At 71.5% G+C, this 17,019-nt stretch carries 17 protein-coding genes and 1 tRNA gene; 8 read left to right on the plus strand and 10 right to left on the minus strand.

Features of this window, described 5'->3' with window-relative positions; translation table 11 throughout:
- Nucleotides 1–32 precede the first annotated feature (32 nt).
- Genes rhaS through JI751_RS02460 form a run of 4 tightly spaced genes read right to left on the minus strand, consistent with a single transcriptional unit; the run spans nucleotide 33 to nucleotide 4,763 of the window.
- Nucleotides 33–1,088 (minus strand): rhamnose ABC transporter substrate-binding protein, encoded by a 1,056-nt coding sequence (gene rhaS / locus JI751_RS02445; RefSeq protein ID WP_201933008.1) that lies wholly within the window; start codon nucleotides 1,086–1,088, stop codon nucleotides 33–35.
- The gene (locus JI751_RS02450; RefSeq protein WP_201933010.1) at nucleotides 1,085–2,179 is read right to left on the minus strand and encodes an ABC transporter permease; all 1,095 of its coding nucleotides are present in this window, start codon (nucleotides 2,177–2,179) and stop codon (nucleotides 1,085–1,087) included. Before JI751_RS02450 ends, rhaS begins: the two co-directional genes overlap by 4 nt.
- On the minus strand, nucleotides 2,176–3,249 hold the full coding sequence (locus tag JI751_RS02455; RefSeq protein ID WP_236665522.1) for an ABC transporter permease: 1,074 nt from the start codon (nucleotides 3,247–3,249) through the stop codon (nucleotides 2,176–2,178). The genes JI751_RS02450 and JI751_RS02455 overlap by 4 nt, the downstream gene beginning before the upstream one ends.
- A complete protein-coding gene (locus tag JI751_RS02460; RefSeq protein ID WP_201933012.1) occupies nucleotides 3,246–4,763 on the minus strand; it encodes a sugar ABC transporter ATP-binding protein in 1,518 nt (505 codons plus the stop codon). The genes JI751_RS02455 and JI751_RS02460 overlap by 4 nt, the downstream gene beginning before the upstream one ends.
- 158 nt (nucleotides 4,764–4,921) lie before the next feature.
- Between JI751_RS02460 and JI751_RS02465 the strand changes: the two genes are divergently transcribed.
- Nucleotides 4,922–5,962 carry a LacI family DNA-binding transcriptional regulator gene (locus JI751_RS02465; RefSeq protein ID WP_201933013.1) on the plus strand — a complete coding sequence of 347 codons (1,041 nt, stop codon included), beginning with the start codon at nucleotides 4,922–4,924 and terminating at the stop codon, nucleotides 5,960–5,962.
- Between the two features lie 116 nt (nucleotides 5,963–6,078).
- Nucleotides 6,079–6,990 carry a putative endonuclease domain-containing protein gene (locus JI751_RS02470; protein WP_201933014.1) on the plus strand — a complete coding sequence of 304 codons (912 nt, stop codon included), beginning with the start codon at nucleotides 6,079–6,081 and terminating at the stop codon, nucleotides 6,988–6,990.
- Between the two features lie 51 nt (nucleotides 6,991–7,041).
- On the opposite strand, the gene upp is transcribed toward JI751_RS02470, so the two are convergent.
- A complete protein-coding gene (gene upp, locus JI751_RS02475; RefSeq protein ID WP_201933015.1) occupies nucleotides 7,042–7,683 on the minus strand; it encodes a uracil phosphoribosyltransferase in 642 nt (213 codons plus the stop codon).
- Between the two features lie 271 nt (nucleotides 7,684–7,954).
- Here upp and JI751_RS02480 point away from each other — a divergent pair, with 271 nt between their 5' ends.
- The 3 genes from JI751_RS02480 to JI751_RS02490 are packed head-to-tail and all read left to right on the plus strand — an operon-like array spanning nucleotide 7,955 to nucleotide 9,398.
- A complete protein-coding gene (locus JI751_RS02480; RefSeq protein WP_201933017.1) occupies nucleotides 7,955–8,440 on the plus strand; it encodes a tRNA adenosine deaminase-associated protein in 486 nt (161 codons plus the stop codon).
- A gap of 38 nt (nucleotides 8,441–8,478) precedes the next feature.
- Nucleotides 8,479–8,934 (plus strand): nucleoside deaminase, encoded by a 456-nt coding sequence (locus JI751_RS02485; protein ID WP_201934505.1) that lies wholly within the window; start codon nucleotides 8,479–8,481, stop codon nucleotides 8,932–8,934.
- A complete protein-coding gene (locus JI751_RS02490) occupies nucleotides 8,931–9,398 on the plus strand; it encodes a GNAT family N-acetyltransferase (protein WP_201933018.1) in 468 nt (155 codons plus the stop codon). Before JI751_RS02485 ends, JI751_RS02490 begins: the two co-directional genes overlap by 4 nt.
- A 102-nt stretch (nucleotides 9,399–9,500) precedes the next feature.
- On the opposite strand, the gene JI751_RS02495 is transcribed toward JI751_RS02490, so the two are convergent.
- Genes JI751_RS02495 through JI751_RS02510 form a run of 4 tightly spaced genes read right to left on the minus strand, consistent with a single transcriptional unit; the run spans nucleotide 9,501 to nucleotide 14,440 of the window.
- On the minus strand, nucleotides 9,501–9,713 hold the full coding sequence (locus JI751_RS02495) for a hypothetical protein (RefSeq protein ID WP_201933019.1): 213 nt from the start codon (nucleotides 9,711–9,713) through the stop codon (nucleotides 9,501–9,503).
- The gene (locus JI751_RS02500) at nucleotides 9,706–11,118 is read right to left on the minus strand and encodes a wax ester/triacylglycerol synthase domain-containing protein (protein WP_201933020.1); all 1,413 of its coding nucleotides are present in this window, start codon (nucleotides 11,116–11,118) and stop codon (nucleotides 9,706–9,708) included. The genes JI751_RS02495 and JI751_RS02500 overlap by 8 nt, the downstream gene beginning before the upstream one ends.
- Nucleotides 11,115–12,548, minus strand: a complete 1,434-nt coding sequence (locus JI751_RS02505; RefSeq protein WP_201933022.1) for an HAD-IB family hydrolase — start codon at nucleotides 12,546–12,548, stop codon at nucleotides 11,115–11,117. Before JI751_RS02505 ends, JI751_RS02500 begins: the two co-directional genes overlap by 4 nt.
- Nucleotides 12,545–14,440 (minus strand): lysophospholipid acyltransferase, encoded by a 1,896-nt coding sequence (locus JI751_RS02510; RefSeq protein ID WP_201933023.1) that lies wholly within the window; start codon nucleotides 14,438–14,440, stop codon nucleotides 12,545–12,547. Before JI751_RS02510 ends, JI751_RS02505 begins: the two co-directional genes overlap by 4 nt.
- Before the next feature lie 168 nt (nucleotides 14,441–14,608).
- Between JI751_RS02510 and JI751_RS02515 the strand changes: the two genes are divergently transcribed.
- A tRNA-Ser gene (locus JI751_RS02515) sits at nucleotides 14,609–14,695 on the plus strand.
- A 69-nt stretch (nucleotides 14,696–14,764) separates the two neighbouring features.
- Nucleotides 14,765–15,802, plus strand: coding sequence for a zinc-dependent alcohol dehydrogenase family protein (locus tag JI751_RS02520; protein ID WP_201933025.1), 1,038 nt, complete (start codon nucleotides 14,765–14,767; stop codon nucleotides 15,800–15,802).
- Nucleotides 15,803–15,856: 54 nt separating this feature from the next.
- On the opposite strand, the gene JI751_RS02525 is transcribed toward JI751_RS02520, so the two are convergent.
- The gene (locus JI751_RS02525; RefSeq protein WP_201933027.1) at nucleotides 15,857–16,324 is read right to left on the minus strand and encodes an aminoacyl-tRNA deacylase; all 468 of its coding nucleotides are present in this window, start codon (nucleotides 16,322–16,324) and stop codon (nucleotides 15,857–15,859) included.
- Between the two features lie 60 nt (nucleotides 16,325–16,384).
- Between JI751_RS02525 and JI751_RS02530 the strand changes: the two genes are divergently transcribed.
- Nucleotides 16,385–17,005: a TetR/AcrR family transcriptional regulator gene (locus JI751_RS02530; RefSeq protein ID WP_201933028.1), complete on the plus strand. Its 621-nt coding sequence runs from the start codon at nucleotides 16,385–16,387 to the stop codon at nucleotides 17,003–17,005.
- Nucleotides 17,006–17,019: the final 14 nt, after the last annotated feature.

The following is a 17,019-nucleotide window of genomic DNA, read 5'->3' on the forward strand; positions in this document are numbered from 1 at the left end:
CCCGGGAGCTGGGGGTGCGGTGCGGTGTCGACTCAGAAGTCGAAGTCGCCGATGTTGTCTGCGTTGAAGGTGAACGGCTCACCCAGGAGCACGGTGCCGTCGGCACCGACCTCGAACTCGCCGAGCTCGCCGGCCTCGAAGGAGTCGCCCTCCTCGCCGGAGATGCTGCCGTCGACCAGCGCCGCGGCGGCGTACGTGGCCAGGTAGCCCAGGTCGCCCGGGTTCCAGAGGGCGAACGAGCCGACGGTGCCGTCCTCGACGAACTCACGCATCTGGTTCGGGGTTCCGAGACCGGTCAGCGCGACCTTGCCCTTGTACTCCGAGTCCGACAGGTAACGAGCAGCAGCAGCGATACCGACCGTCGTGGGCGAGATGATGCCCTTCAGGTCCGGGTGGTTCTGCAGCAGCGCCTCGGTCTGGTCGAACGACTTCTGGTCGTCGTCGTCGCCGTAGACGGTGTCGACCAGCTCGATGTCGGCGTAGTCCGGGTTCGAGGCCAGCTCCTCCTCCATCGTGGCGATCCACGCGTTCTGGTTCGTCGCGTTGGCCGACGCCGACAGGATGGCGATCTCGCCCGAGCCGCCGATCTCCTCGCTGATCAGCTCCAGCTGCTTGGTCGCAATGCCCTCGGCAGTGGCCTGGTTGATGAACAGGTCACGGCAGTCCGGGTTGGTGTCGGCGTCGAAGGTCACGACCTTCACGTCCGCGCTGCGGGCCTCGTCGATCGCGTCGCACAGGGCGTCGGGGTCGTTGGCCGAGATGATTAGCGCGCTCTTGCCCTGCTGGGCGACGGTGTTGATGTAGGACACCTGGGCGTCGGGGCTGCCGGTCTCCGGACCGACCTCCTCGAACTCCGCGTCCAGCTCACCCGCAGCCTTCTCCGCACCCTTGGTCGAGGTGTCGAAGTACGCGTTGCCCAGGTTCTTCGGGAGCATCGTGATGGACAGGTCACCACCGCCGCTGCCACCGCTGCCGCCATCGGCCGAACCACCGTCACCGCCGTCGTCGCTGCCGCATCCGGCAAAGGCGAAGGTCGCGGTGAGGAGGAGCGCGGCCAGAGCCGTGGGCTTCCTGGTGTGGAACTTCATGAGTCACTGCCTCTCGTTGTGACGCCGGCGGATGCCGCGTTCTCTGGGGGTTGGGACTCCCGAGGAGCCGCCGGTGTCGCCTTGCGCGGGAGCCTCGACGAGGCTGCGGCAAGGACGTTGGGGAGGATCACCGAGGCCACGAGGAGCAGGCCGACGATGATGTTGGTGACGTTGACCGTCACGCTCTCCAGGCGCAGCGCGCTGGAGATGACGCCGATCAGCACGACCCCGGCGAGGACGCCGTGGAGCCGGCCGCGGCCGCCGAAGATCGAGACGCCGCCGAGGAGCACCGCCGCGATCACCTGGAGCTCGTAGCCGGTGGCGTTGTCGCCGCGGGCGGAGCCGAACCGCAGGGTGAAGTAGATGCCGGCGAGCGCCGAGACGACGCCGGAGAGCAGGAACAGCACCATCTTGGTGCGGGCCACGTCGACGCCGGTGAAGTGCGCCGCCTCGTCGTTGAGGCCGATGTCGTAGACACCGCGGCCGAAGGTCGAGAAGTGCAGCAGCACCACGAAGCCGACCGCGAGGACCCCGAAGGGGATCATGACGAGCGGGATCCTGGTCTCGCCGATCGTCCCGGTGGCGAGGTCTGACCACTTCTCGGTGAAGTCGGTGATCGCCTTGGTGCCGAGCAGCCCGACCGCGATGCCGCGGAAGAGGGCGAGGGTGCCGATCGTGACCGCGAGCGACGGCAGGCCGACGTACGCGATGAGGAAGCCGTTGAGGGCACCGCAGGCCAGGCCGGCCAGCAGGGCGAGCAGCGCGGCGGCCGGGACGGACATCCCGCCCTCGTGCAGCACGCCAAGCAGCACGCTGCTCAGGCCCATGATGCTGGCGACCGACAGGTCGATCTCGCCGGTGATGATCACCAGCGTCATCGGAAGGGCGATCAGCAGGATCGGCGCGATGTCCTGGAGCAGGAACTTGATGGTCAGCGGGCCGTCGAAGTTGGGCACGTTGGCGATTGAGTAGAGGATCACCGCCGCGGTCAGGGCGATGACGGCCATCTCGCGGGTGAGGAGCAGTCGCTGCCACAGGGGCGCGGAGTACGCCGCGTAGGTGCGGGTCGGTGCCTGCGTCGTGGTGCTCATGACCTGTCCCTCGATTCGGCGAGCTTGCGGGCCTGTCTGGTGGCGAGGACCCGGTCGAGGACGATCGCGCCGAGGATCAGGGCGCCGACGACGGCGCGCTGCCAGAAGTCCTCGATGCCCAGGCTCGGGAGCGCCCGGTTGATGGTGACGAGCAGGAAGGCCCCGATGGCCGCCCCCCACACGGTGCCGCTGCCGCCGAAGATCGCGATCCCGCCGATGACCGCCGCCGCGACGGCCTGCAGCTCGATGCCGCTGCCGACGCCGGAGCTCACCGTGCCGTAGCGGGCGGTGTAGAGCGCACCGGCGAGTCCCGCCAGCGCGCCGCTCAGGACGAACGCGGCGAGCAGCCGCCGGCGTACGGGCAGGCCGTAGAGCACGGCCGCGTCCGGGTCGGAGCCGATCGCGTAGAGCTCGCGGCCTCCGCGGGCGGTGTGGAGGTAGTAGCCGACCACGGCCAGGACCACCACGGCGACGATGGTCAGCATCGGAACACCGAGCACCGAGCGGGTGCCGAGACGGAGGAACTCGCGCGGCAGGTCGCCGGCGTTGATCCGGTCGCTGCCTGCCCAGGTGAGCATGATGCCGCGGTAGATGTAGAGCGTGCCGAGGGTGATCACGAGGGCCGGGACCTTGCCGTAGGCCACGAGGATCCCGTTGACCAGACCGAGGACCGCACCGAGGAGGAGGCACGCGGCGATCACCGCGACGATGGGCAGCCCTGGGTGGTCGACGAAGAGCCGGCCGGTGAGGTAGGCGGTCAGCGCCATCACCGAGCCGACCGACAGGTCGACGTTGCGGGTGATGATCACGACGCCCTGGCCGACGGCGAGCAGCACGAGGATCGACGGGTTGAGCAGGAAGTTGCGCCAGCCGTCGGAGCTGAAGAGGAAGCTGTTGTTCTTCGTCGTCGCGAGCACGACGACCGCCACGAGGACGAGGAAGATCGACAGCTCGCGCGAGCGGAGCACGGTGGTCAGCGCGCGACGGGTCGGGGACATCCGGCTCGGCTGGACGAGAAGGGCCTCGCCGGTGCTGACCTCGGCGTGGGGGGTCTGGGTGGGGGTGGTCATGAGGCGTCCTCGAGGTGGTGGGTCGCCGCGTGCATGACGGCCTCGGGGGTGGCGTCGGCGCGGTCGAGCTCGGCGGTGATGTGGCCCTCGCACAGGACGAGGACGCGGTCGGCCATGCCGAGGACCTCGGGCAGCTCGGAGGAGATCATCAGGATCGCGAGGCCCTGGCCGGCCAGCTCGGACAGGAGCCGGTGGACCTCGGCCTTGGTGCCGACGTCGATGCCGCGGGTGGGCTCGTCGATGATCAGCAGCGTCGGGTTGGTCGCGAGCCACTTGGCGATGACGACCTTCTGCTGGTTGCCGCCCGACATCGTGGCGGCATTCATGTCGAGCGCGCTGGTCTTCACCTCGAGGCGCGATGCCCAGGGGCCTGCTGCCTTGCTCTCCATGCCCGCGGTGATGAGTCCCGCCTTCGCGATGCCGCGACGGATCACCCCGGCGACGTTGCGGGTGACGGAGGAGTCGATGACCAGGCCCTGCTTGCGGCGGTCCTCGGGGATGAAGGCCATGCCGGCACGGATAGCGGATCGCGGGTCGTGCGCCCTGACGTCCTTGCCGTTGAGCGTCACCGAACCGCTGTCGTAGGGATCGACGCCGAAGACCGCGCGCGCGACCTCGCTGCGCCCGGCGCCGACGAGCCCGGCCAGGCCGACGATCTCGCCGGCACGCACCTCGATGTCGATGTCGTGGAAGACGCCCGACCGGTTGAGTCCGCTGACCCGCAGGACCGGCTCTCCAATGGTTGCCGCGACCTTGGGGAAGAGGTCGTCGACGTCGCGACCGACCATCAGCGACACGAGCTCGGACGGCGAGGTCTCGTCGATGCGGCGGGTGTCGATGTAGGAGCCGTCGCGCATCACGGTGACGGTGTCGGCGAGGGCGAAGACCTCGTCGAAGCGGTGGGAGATGAAGACCAGCGCGCGACCCTCGTCGCGCAGGCTCCGCGCGACCGCGAACAGCCGGTCGACCTCGACGCCGCTGAGCGCGGCGGTGGGCTCGTCCATCACCAGGAGGCGGGCGTCGAGCGAGATGGCCTTGGCGATCTCGATGATCTGCTGGTCTGCGATGGAGAGGCCGGCGGCAGGGCGACGGGGGTCGATGCGTACGCCGAGGCGGGTGAAGAGGCCCTCGGCCTCCGCGATCATCGCGGCGCGGTCGATGCGGCGGCCGCGGGCGAGCGGCTGGCGGCCCATGAAGATGTTCTCGGTGACCGAGAGGTCGGGGAAGAGCGTCGGCTCCTGGTAGATCACCGCGACCCCGGCCGCCTTGGAGTCGGCGGTCGAGGAGAAGTCGACCGCGTCGCCGCCGAGCTCGAAGGTCCCGGAGTCGCGACGGTGCACGCCGGCGACGACCTTGACGAGTGTCGACTTGCCGGCGCCGTTCTCCCCGATCAAGGCGTGGATCGAGCCGCCGTCGACCCGCAGACTGCCCGAGCGCAGGGCGACGACGGGGCCGAACGACTTGGAGACGTCGCGCAGCTCGAGCACCGGTGCGGCGGTGTCGCTGGCGGTCATGATGGGATCCCTGCTGTCGGCGTTGAAAGGTTTCACGTCGAGAGGAAAGTAAGTGGCAGGCGTCACATTCGTCAAGCACCGCCGCTAATTTTCTTGGCACGTTTCATCGGGAGTGGACGTGGACTACTCTCCGAGGGTCTGTCGTCCCGAGGAGCCCGATGTCCATCAGCACCCCAGCGGCGCGCAACGGACGTCGGCCATCGGTCAAGGACGTCGCCGAGCGTGCGCAGGTCTCCCTCGGGACCGTGAGCAACGTGCTCAACCGCCCCGACCGCGTCAGTGCCGGCACCCGTGAGCGCGTCGAGCGGGCGATGGCCGATCTCGGGTTCGTGCTCAACGAGTCGGCCCGCCAGCTCCGGATGGGGCGCAGCAACACGTTCGCCTACGTCATGCTCGACGCCACCAATCCGTTCTTCACCGATGTAGCCCGCGGCATCGAGCTCGCCGCCGAGAAGGCCGACCTCTCGCTCTTCCTCTGCAACAGCGACGGCCGCGATGCCCGGGAGAGCGCCCACCTGGCCCACCTCCAGCAGCAGCGCGTGGACGGCATCCTCATCACGCCGGTCGACCCCGACGCACCCGAGCTGGCACGGATCACCGCCCAGGGCACACCCCTCGTGATCGTCGACCGTGCCAACACCGCAGGGGCCTTCTGCTCCGTCACCGTCGACGACCGGCTCGGCGGACGGGTGGCCATCGAGCACCTCGTCGACCGCGGCCACACCCGCGTCGCCTACGTAGGCGGGCCCTGGTCGCTCGGCCAGGTCCGCGAGCGCTGGGAGGGGTCCCGGGCCGCGTGGGACGACGCCGGGCTCGCCGAGGCGGACCTCATCCACGTCGCGACCGAGGCGCTGTCCTTCGAGGAGGGGCGTATCGCCGGTGAGCGGATCGCTGGACTGCCGCGGCGCAGCCGTCCGAGTGCGGTCTTCTGCGCCAACGACCTCATCGCGCTCGGCCTGCTCCAGCAGGTGGTCTCGACCGGCCAGCGGGTCCCCGAGGACCTCGCGATCGTCGGCTACGACGACATCGCCTTCGCCGCCGGCGCGGCCGTGCCTCTCACGTCGGTCCGCCAGCCGCGGCAGTCGCTCGGGCGTACGGCAGCCGAGCTGCTCATAGACGAGGTCAACAACCCCGACCACGAGCACCAGCAGGTCGAGTTCACCCCCGAGCTGATCGCCCGCACCTCGACCCTCGGCTGACCTCGCTCCGGGTCGAGTGCGCCCGCGGTAGTAGTCGCCGCGGGGCCGCGCACTCAACCACGGTGGCCTGTGGACAGGCCCAGCGGCGGGAACTCCAGCCCGCGCACACTGCCTCGGTGGTCGATCGACTCTGGGCAGGACTCGCTGAGGCGCAGGCAGGGCTCCTCAGCCACCGCCAGCTGCGTGAGCTGGGTGTGTCTCGTGGAGAGATCCGCAACCACCTGCGAGTCGGGCGCTGGGCCGTACGCTCGGCCGCGGTCATCAGCACGACCACTGGACCACTGTCACCAGAGCAGGCGCTGTGGCTGGGCGTGCTCCACGGCGGCCCGACGGCGATGGTCGGCGCCCTCAGCGCGGCCACGCGGCGTGGGTTGAAACGATGGCACCGCGACGAGATCACGATCCTGGTGGGCAACCCGCTCAGCTTCGAGCCACTGCCGGGCTACCGCTTCTTCCGCACCCGGCGCCCCTACAAGGTGCTGCTCGGCTCAGGCGACCTCCCGGCCTGTCGGCTGGAGCCGGCCGTCCTGATGTTCGCCGCGCACGAGCCCCACCTGCGTACGGCGCTGGGTGCGGTCACCGCGGCCGTGCAACAGCGCCTCACCACGACCGACGCGCTCGACAGCTGGATCGATCGGCTGGCGCCCCTGCGCCGCTCGCGCGACCTGCGCGCACTCCTCACCGATGTTGCGGACGGAGCGCACTCGATGGCCGAGGTCGACCTCCGCAAGGCCTGTCGGACCTATGGTGTCGAGCCGCCGCGGTCCCAGCGCCAGCGGACAGACCGTCGCGGACGCACGCGTTACACCGATGCCGAGTGGCTCCTGCCTGACGGGCGGGTGCTGGTCCTCGAGGTCGACGGCGCCTTCCACGACGACGTCATGCAGGCGAGCGAGGACCGGGTGCGCAACCGTCGGCTGACCAACGCGCGTCGCGTCGTCGTCCAGTGCTCGGCATGGGAGCTCCGCCACGAGCCGTGGGAGGTGATCCAGGACCTGGTGGCACTCGGCGTGCCGACCGTGGGTTGAGTGCGCAGCCCCGTGGCGACCAGTGCCTCGGGCGCACTCGACCCGGAACGGCTAGTGCGCGACGCCGTACAACCGGTCGCCGGCGTCGCCGAGGCCGGGGACGATGTAGCCCTTGTCGTTGAGCTTCTCGTCGAGCGCCGCGGTCACGACGGTGACGGGGACGTCGAGGCCCTCGAGGCCGGCCTCGAGGTTGGCGACGCCCTCGGGGGCCGCGAGCAGGCAGATGGCCGTGATGTCGTCGGCGCCGCGCGAGGTAAGGAAGTTGACTGCCGCGGCGAGGGTGCCGCCGGTCGCGAGCATCGGGTCCAGGACGTAGCACTGGCGGCCCGACAGGTCGTCGGGCAGGCGCTCGGCGTAGGTCGACGCCTCGAGCGTCTCCTCGTTGCGCACCATGCCGAGGAAGCCGACCTCGGCGGTCGGCAGGAGCCGCATCATGCCGTCGAGCATGCCGAGACCGGCGCGCAGGATGGGGACGACCATCGGCTTCGGCTGGGCGAGGTAGACGCCCGTGGTCGGGCCGACCGGGGTGGTGATGTCGAGGGGGTCGACGCGCACCTCGCGGGTCGCCTCGTAGGCGAGCAGGGTCACCAGCTCGTCGGTGAGTCGCCTGAAGGTCGGCGAGTCGGTGTTCTCGTCGCGGAGGACGGTCAGCTTGTGGGAGACGAGGGGGTGATCGACGACGTGCAGGCGCATGGGGTCACCCTAGTGGTGTGTGCGCGCAGCCCTGCGATGGAAGGCGTGCTCCGGGTGCGCGCATCGCAAGGCGGAGGGGCGAAGGCGGGCCCCCAGGCCCGTCGAGCCTCGACAACGCAGCGAGGTGCGTGCCCGGGGTGCGCCGTCCGCGCAAGGCTGCGGGCGCGCGCCACTAGTGGTCGGCGCTGAGGTGAACGAGTCGCAAACCTCCTTGTTGGTCCAGCCGGCTTCTGCGACATTGGAGGAGTCCGCAGCCTGGGGAGGGGTCGGCATGTCCGAACTGAACGGTGCGGTCGACTACGCGCTGGTCGCCTTCCTCGAGGACGGCGACTGGCAGCTGCAGGACATCGCCTCGCCTGCCTTCGACTCCGTCGACTCCCTCAGCCACGCGTTGCGCCAGGTCTCCGGCCCCGACGGAGCCGTCGGCATGGTCGCCGTCGACGAGGACTTCTTCGTGCTGGTCCGGGTGGCCGGCTCGACCACCCGCGTCCTGCTCTCCGACGTCACCGCGGCCGAGGAGTGGGAGCTCGCGCACTCGGTCGTGGAGTTCCTCGGCCTGCCGCCGCCCGAGGACGACGACGTCGAGGTGCCGGCCGGTGACCTCGACCTGCTCGGCGACCTCGGGGTGCATGCCTACGACATGGGCGCGCTGCTCGACGACGTCGAGCTCTACCCTGACGACGTGCTGTCCGACATCGCGAGCCGACTCGGCTTCGGAGACCTCTTCGACGACGCCGTCGGCCTCACGTCTGCATGAGCGCCCCCCTCACCACCCGGGCGGCCTGGGACGAGCCCATGCGGGTGGCCCTCGCCGAGGCGCAGGCAGCGCTGTCCGGTGACGACGTCCCCGTCGGTGCCGTCGTGCTCGACGAGTCCGGCGCGGTCATCGGCACCGGACGCAACACCCGCGAGGCCGAGGGCGACCCCACTGGTCACGCCGAGGTCGTCGCGCTCCGCGCCGCCGCTGCCACCCGCGGCGAGTGGCGGCTCACCGGCTGCACCCTCGTCGTCACCCTCGAGCCCTGCACGATGTGCGCCGGCGCCCTCGTGCTCGCCCGGGTGGACCGCCTCGTCTTCGGGGCGTACGACGACAAGCTCGGCGCGGTCGGCTCGCTCTGGGACGTGGTCCGCGACCGCCGCCTCAACCACCGCCCCGAGGTCGTGGCCGGCGTGCTGGCCGCCGACTCGACCGCGCTGCTCGACTCCTTCTTCGCCCGCCACCGCCTGCCCGGCAGGCACGAGGCGACATGACGACCGTCCGGCGAGCCGCCGTCGGCGACGCCGACGTGCTCGCCCGGCTGCTGTGGGACTTCAACACCGAGTTCGAGACCGAGGTCGACGACGTCGACGTCCTGTCGGTCCGCTTCGCCCGGCTGCTGGAGCTCGACGACATCGTCGCGGTGCTCGCCGAGGACGACGGCACCGCGGTCGGCTTCGCGTTGGTGAGCCTGCGGCCGGCCATCTGGTTCGACGGTCCGGTCTCCCAGCTCGAGGAGCTCTACGTCGTACCCGCCCTCCGGGACCACGGCATCGGCACGCTGGTCCTCGACCTCTGCCGCCGCCTGGCCGTCGAGAAGGGCTCGCCGGAGATGCACATCAACGTCGACGAGGTCGACACGGGCACTCGTCGCTTCTACGAGCGCCACGGTTTCGTGAACATCGAGGAGGGCGAGGACTACCGGATGCTCTGCTACGTCGGACCGACCGCGACCTGACCCTCGTCGCAACACGTGTCCGAGGCGTGGCCCTCGATCTCGAGCTTCCGGGGCAACATCGCGGACACGTCTCCAGGTCGACCTCGCGCAGGAACCGCGGGCTCAGTCCCAGCCGAGGTATCCGTAGACCTCGTCGCCGAGCAGGCGCCTCACCCGCACCCTGTCGCGAGGCGGGACACGACTCATGAGGTCCGCGAAACCCTCCAGCGCACGCACGTCGAACGACGTGTCGGCACCCTCCGGACGGTGCTCGATGAACAGCACCAGGTCCCGTACGGCCTCGCCCAGCAACGTCGTGAGGTCGTCCTCAGCCACTGGTGGACGCCGTGACCGAGATCATTTCCTCGACGCCCTCGACCAGGCACTCCTCCAGCTCGCGGAGGTCGGCGACCGCGCTCGCGTCGACGTTGACGCCGATGCACGCGGTGTCGCCGACGGTCACCAGGCAGACGGTGAGCGCGGCGCCGGGGAGCGGGCCGAGGACGTACATCCCCTGCACCTCCGCGCCTGCCATGTAGCGCCGGCGCGGCGGGCCGGGGAGCGTCAGGACGAACGCGTCGGGGACGGCGGCGGTCTGGAGCGCGCCGGCGCCCACGAAGGCCGGCATCCGGTTGAGCAGGGGGGCGGCCGCCTCCAGCACCTCGAGGGCCCGCTCGGTGTGGAGCGACAGCACCTCGCCGCGGACGGCCGCGACGCGGTCGACCGGGTCCTCGATCGCGATCGGGCCGGAGATGATCGCGCCGGCGAAGCGGTTGCCGAGGTCGTCGGCCCGGGCCAGGGACACCCGTACGCCGACGGGGATCTCCCGCACCGCGCCACCGCGTCGCTCGTGGTAGCGCCGCAGGCCGCCGAGGACCAGCGCGACAGCGGCGTCGTCGAGCGTGCCACCCCCCTGCTTCGCGACCGCGCGCAGCTGCTCGAGCGGCGCGTCGAGGGTGAGGAACGACCACATCTTCCCGGTGCGCGGCGACAGCTCGGGCGAGGCCGGCGCGGCCTGGGTGACCAGGCGGCGTACGGACGCGCCGTAGCGCAGGGTCGAGGCGAGGACCGCCTGTGGCCGGGTCGCCGCGACGCCGGCCCTGCGCAGCGCCGAGAGCGCCGCCTCGGGCAGCGTCGCGACGTCGGTGCGCAGACCCGAGACCGCGAGGTCGACCGGCTCGGCGGCGGCCGGAGCGGCGACCTCGTCCCCGACCGGCTTGCGCGCGGTGTGCGCGCGCTTGCCCGACTGGAGCATCGACAGCAGCTGCACGGTGCCGAGCGGGTCGGCCAGCGCGTGGTGGATCTTGAGGACGTACGCCGCTCCGTCGGGCAGGCCCTCGAAGAGCACGCCCTCCCAGAGCGGACGCGAGCGGTCGAAGGGGCGCAGCGCGATCTGGGCCGCCTGCGCGAGCATCTCCTCGCGGCTCGACACCAGCTCGCGGCGCAGGTGGTAGCCGAGGTCGAAGGTCGGGTCGTCGGCCCAGGTCGGCGCCGCGGTGGGGACGACCGGGTCGACGACGCGCTGGCGCAGCCGGCGTACGAGCCCGGTGCCCCACTCGGTCGCCGCGACGAATCGCTTCCAGTCCGGCGCCCGGTCGAGGTCGAGGATCACGGTCGAGGTGGACGACTGGACGGGGTGCCGCTCGGCGCGCCACATCAGCGTCTGCATCGGGGTCAGCTCGATGCCAGAGGTCCACGCGGCTGCGCCACCCCAGCGCTCGAAGTCCTCACTCTTGCTCACGCGGGCCACCTCGCCAGGGTCTCCTCGAACTTCGTGTGCAGCGCGGCGATCCGCTCGCTCATGTCGTCGGTGCTCCAGTCAGTCTCGGGCTCGAGCACGCACACGTCGACGACGCCCGGGTTGAGCACGAACGAGCTGCGCCGCATCAGCTCGCCGGTGTTGCGCAGCACGACCGGCACGACCGGCACGCCGGCCTGCGCGGCGAGGTGGAAGGCGCCCTTGCGGAACGGGCCGAGAACGGGCGTCGCGGACCTCGTCCCCTCGGGGAAGATCATCAGCGAGGTCCCGCTGCGGATCCGCTCGGCGACACCGTCGAGGGTGGCGCGGGCCGACTCGGAGTCGCCGCGGTCGATGTAGGCCGGGTCGATCACGATCGAGCCGACGAAGGTGCGCGGGTCCCACCGCGCCTCCTTCTTGGCGACGATCGTGAAGTCGCGCTCGAGCAGGTTGCCGAGCACCGGGATGTCGAGCGCGCTCTGGTGGTTGGCCACGAAGATCGCCGGGCGGTGGGTCCAGAGCCGCTCCCGGTTGAGCACGTTGAGCCGCACGCCCGCCAGCGTCATCGGCAACGAGGTCGCCAGCTTGATGGCGGTGTTGCGGCCTTCCTTGAGGTTGCCCGTCAGTAGGCCGAGGGACAGCCCGGCGACCACACCGGTGTTCATGCCGGCCAGCGCCGCCGCCGTACGACCGGCGGCGATCAGCGAGCCGCCGACCGGGTCGCTGAGGTCGAGCACCGGCCAGCCGAGCCGAGCGGCGGCGGAGCGCAGGTCGCGGTGGGGGTTGAGGGCGGTGGGGTTGCCGACAGAGGAGAGGAAGGCGACGTCCTCGTAGCCGTTGCCGTAGGCGTAGGAAGCCGACAGGTCGACGTCGTGCTCGCGCGCGAACGCCCGTACGCCGCTCGCCTTGTGCCGGCCCCACAGCATCGGGCCGTCGGTGGCACCGGTGAACTGGCCGTCCTCGACGACGAGCCGGGTGCAGACGAGGTGCTCGACGCCGAGGTCCCGGGCGACCGGCGCGATCTGGTACTTCGTCGCCGCGGACGCGACCGCGACGGTGTGGCCGGCCCGCTGGTGGGCCATCACCAGCGCGCGCGATTCGCGACGGATGGTGCCGGCGATCTTGGAGCGGAAGAGCCGCTCGCCGAGGTCGGCGAAGGCCTCCTCGGACTCGCCACGCATCGCGGAGAACGCGACGTGCGCGATCCGGGTCGGGTCGCCGCCGAGCTCGCCGTCGACCGCGGTGACGACCGTGCGGAGGAACTCGGCGGGCGAGACGTCGCGGCCCTTGAGCCGGTCGCCGTAGAACGTGGCGGCGGTGTAGCCCGCGACCAGGGTGCCGTCGAGGTCGAAGAACGCGCCGACGGTCGGGCCCTGCGGCCCGGCCTCGATCGCGTCGATCGCGGCCAGGACCTCGTCGGAGAGTCCACTCATGTGGCGTCCTGCGGGTAGGGCTCGGGCAGCACGACCTGCACCGGCTCGCCCGCGATCTCGCCGATGACGTTGACCCGGCGCACGGCCTCCCGCAGCTCGGCCGCGAAGGCCTCGCGCGCGCTGCCGACGCCCTCGCCGCCGTCGAGCAGTCCCTTGTGCCGCGCCAGCGCCATCGCCGTACGGAACAGCTCGAGCGAGATCGACTCGGCGCTCGCCACCCGCCGCTGGAGCGCCCACTGCTGGCCGACGGCCAACGAGTCCTTGAGCAGGTCGTCCTCGTCGACCGCGCTGTCGCCGCGGTCGGCGAGCCGGTCGGCCAGGACGAGGTAGGCGTCGAGGAACGGGCGCAGCACGAGGTGGGCGAGGTGGGGCCGCGCGTTGACCAGCAGCTCGCGCGCCTTGACCGGCGTCATCTCCGTGACACCTTCGCCGACCAGCAGCTGGAGCTCGGCGCGCAGGTCGTCCTCGAAGCCGGCGCGGCTCGGGAAGAAGAACTCGAACTTGAGGAGGTCGCGCATCCGCTTCGCCTCCTCCCAGCCCACCTGCAGCTCGCCGCCGGGAGGCAGCTCGGCGTCGGGCTCGAGCTCGCTGACGGTGAGCAGCGCGAGCTCGCCGATGGCTCGCTCGACGAGGATGTGGATGACCGTGTTGCGGTAGAACGCGGCGACCAGGTGCTGGTCGTCCCCGATCTTCCAGACCGGCTCCGTCCCGGCGTCGTACGCCGTCAGCACGCCGCTGCGGGCCAGCTCGGCGAGCGCCCGGCGGATGGTCGAACGGTCCCGGAGGTCGGCCGCGCCGGCGACGGGCCACTGGCGCGCCTCGATGTAGGCGGCGAGCGGCTCGACGGTGTCGAGCACCTCGTCGACGGTCAGCGCACGGTCGGCGCCCAGCAGCGCGAGCGAGACGATCGCGGTGACGGTGACCGGGGTGGCGCGGTTGAGCCGGTGGGAGATGTCGAGCGCGACCCGCTCGACGGCGGCGTGCCCGGTGACGCCGTCGGCCTCGAGCTCGGCCATCCGGTCGCGCAGGGAGAACGGCTCCCCGACGGTGAGGTAGGCGCGGCCGAGCCGGTTGCGCTGGAGCCGCGCGAAGCGCACCAGCCATCGCCAGTCCTCCGGCGTCTTGTTGGCGCCGCGCGCCTCCTCGGTCATCAGCGAGACCTCGTGGAGCTGGTCGTAGACCACCGAGACCGGCACGACCTGGACGTCGGGCGCGTCCTCGCCGTCGACGGTGTCCGTCAGGTACTTGAGGATGCCGTGCACCGGCGGGCGGAGCTTGCCGGTGCGGGTGCGACCGCCCTCGATCGACCACGCCATGTTGCGCTTGTTGGTCACCATCTGGCGGATGTAGGAGCGCAGCGCAAGCCGGTAGACCGGGATCTCCTGCGTCGAGCGTCGGATGAAGATCAGGCCGGTGCGGCTCGCGACCGTGCCGATGACGGGGAGGTTGAGGTTGGCTCCGCCGAACGTGTAGGTCGGCGAGAACCGCCGCGCCGCCAGCGCGTTGGGGATGACCATGCCGTCGAGGTAGGACCGGTGGCTGAAGGCGAGCGCGAGGCTGTGGGAGCGGTCGAGGCGCTTGAGCGCGTGCATGTCGTCCTCGTCGACCAGGACGTCGTACGCCCGGAGGAACCACTCGCCCATCCGCACCCAGCCCTGGGCGGTGCGCTCGTCGTGGGCGGCGGACATCTCGTGGAGGTAGCCCTTCACCTCCGACCAGACCTCCTCCTCCGGACGCCCCTGCTCGGTGGCCTGCTCGGCGACCGCGGCCTGGAAGCGCTTGTCGTGGAGGAGCTCGGTCACCTCCTGCGGCGGGGCGGCGGGCAGCCGCTCGCCGACGCTCTTCGGCAGCGCTGAGCGGGCGAGGTCTCGGACTCGTCGGACGGCAGTCACGTCTGCGCACCGCTCCTTTCCGGCCAGCCCCACGGGGTGTCGTGGCGGCGAGCACAGGTGTGCGCCGAAAGTTACCGTCGCTGGCCCTCCCTGACCACGGCACGGGCCCAGTTCGTGGACCCGTTGCCGAATTCCTGGTGCCGCTGGCCCTCCGGTATGGTCTCCCGCGGTGGCGTGTCCGAGCGGCCGAAGGTGCAACACTCGAAATGTTGTGTGGGGTCAAACCCACCGTGGGTTCAAATCCCACCGCCACCGCCGACAGATCGGGCCGGTCCCTCGCGGACCGGCCCGATCTTCGTCTTCCGGACCGGGCAGGATCTGCCCATGCGCGCCGTGGTCGTCGATGCCGTCCGTCACCAGCCCGAGGTGCGGGACGTGGCCGATCCTTCGGCGCCCGCGGGCGGAGTCGTCGTACGCGTCCTGGCGACAGGCGTGTGCCGCAGCGACTGGCACGCGTGGGCGGGGCACGACGACATCGCCTTCCCGCACGTGCCCGGGCACGAGCTGGCGGGCGAGGTGGTCGAGATCGGGTCGGGCGTCGAGCGCTGGCGGGTGGGCGACCGGGTGACCGTGCCGTTCGTCTGCGGGTGCGGTCGCTGCGAGTGGTGCCGGCAGGGCGACGCGCAGGTGTGCCCGGACCAGCACCAGCCCGGCTTCACCCACTGGGGGTCCTTCGCCGAGCTCGTCGCGCTCCACGCTGCCGACACCAACCTGGTCGCCGTGCCGGCCGGCGTCGAGATGGCGACCGCTGCGAGCCTGGGCTGCCGGTTCGCCACCGCCTACCGCGCGCTCGTGGCCCGGGCCCGGGTCGCGCCGGGCGAGTGGGTGACGGTCGTCGGCTCCGGGGGTGTCGGGCTCAGCGCCGTGATGATCGCGAAGGCCGTCGGCGCCCGGGTGGTCGCGGTCGACCGCAACCCCGAGGCACTGGCCGTCGCGGCCCGGCTCGGCGCCGACCGCACGGTGCTCGCGGACGGCGTCGACGTACCCGCCGCCGTCGCCGACCTCACCGGCGGCGGCAGCCACGTGTCGGTCGACGCGGTCGGCAGCGAGCAGACCTGCGCCGACGCGATCCTCTCCCTCCGCCGCCGTGGTCGGCTGGCGCAGGTCGGCCTGCTGCCGCCGGTCGAGGGCCACCCCCGCGTCCCGATGGCCCGCGTCATCGGGTGGGAGCTCGACCTGCTCGGCAGCCACGGCATGGCCGCCGCCGACTACCCGGCGATGCTGGCGCTCATCGAGGCCGGCCACCTCCAGCCGGAGCTGCTCGTCGAGCGTGTGATCGGCCTGGACGAGGCCGCGGCGCTTCTGCCGGTCTTCGACTCCGCCACCGTGGCGGGGATGACCATCGTCGATCCGACGACCTGAGCGCGGCGTCGCGATGAGCTTCCACTCGAGTGGAAATCCATCGGGCGGGCGCGGTCAGGCGGGATCGGTGACGTCCGCGACCTGCGCACCGAAGTGGCGTACGACGTCGTCGCCGGCGAGGGTCGCGGCGACCCCGTGGCCGCCGGCACCGAGCGAGATCTGCTGCCCGACGATCCGCTCGTCGGCGACGACCGGCAGCGGCGTACGCGTGCCGAACGGCGTGATGGTGCCGCGCTCGTAGCCCGTCACCTCGCGGGCGGCGTCGGCGTCGGGCATCGAGATCCGGTTCACACCGAGGACCGACCGCAGCTTGGGCCAGGAGATCTGGCGGTCGCCGGGCACGAGGACGAGCAGGTGGTCGCCCTCGCCGCGGCGCACCACCATCGTCTTCACGATCGCCGACGGCTCGACGCCGCGCGCGGCGGCGGCCTCGGCCAGCGAGCCGACGCGGCCGTGGCGGGTGACGGTGTGCGCGATCCCGGACTCGGTCAGCGCGACGAGCGCGGTGTTCTGGTCCTCCACACCGGCGAGCGTACGGCTGGCGATGCAGGAGTTACTTGCACTGAGTGCAACAATCAGGGCGTGACCTCACCGAACGACGGCCGCGGCGCGCTCCGCCTGCAACGACGCGACGCCATCGTCGACGCCGCCCGTGGCCTCGCGACCTCGCACGGGTCCGACGGGTTCACCGTCGACCAGGTCGCCCAGCTCGCGGGGGTGTCGCGCCGCACCGTCTTCAACCACTTCGCCACGGTCGACGACCTGCTCGTCGCCGCGTGCGAGCAGATCCTCGCCGAGGCCACCACCGCGATCCTCGAGCGCGTCGACGAGGCAGGCGGCCGGGCCGCCCTCGACTCGGTCGGCGAGGCGACGCGAGGTGTCGACCTGGCGACAGCGATCGCCACCATCCACCGGATGCTCGGCTGCCCCGAGCCCGAGGACGAGCGCGCCCAGCGCATCTCGCGGATGGCCTTCGACCACGTCGGCGGCCTCCTGCGCGAGCGACTGCGCGCCCGCGACCTGGACCCGATCGACCTCGAGCTCGGGCTGGCGCTGCTCTTCGCCGGCATCTCCACCATCGCCGGGCTCTGGCTCGACGCCCATCCCGACCTGCCGACCGTCGTGCCGGATCGCGCCCGCCGCGACTGGGACGACCTGCTCGACCGGCTGCTGCTCCGGCTGCGCACCGGCACCGCCGGCTGACCCACCCCCACGCC

The sequence above is a fragment of the Nocardioides baculatus genome, from assembly GCF_016735675.1.
GTDB classification, from domain to species: domain Bacteria; phylum Actinomycetota; class Actinomycetes; order Propionibacteriales; family Nocardioidaceae; genus Nocardioides; species Nocardioides baculatus.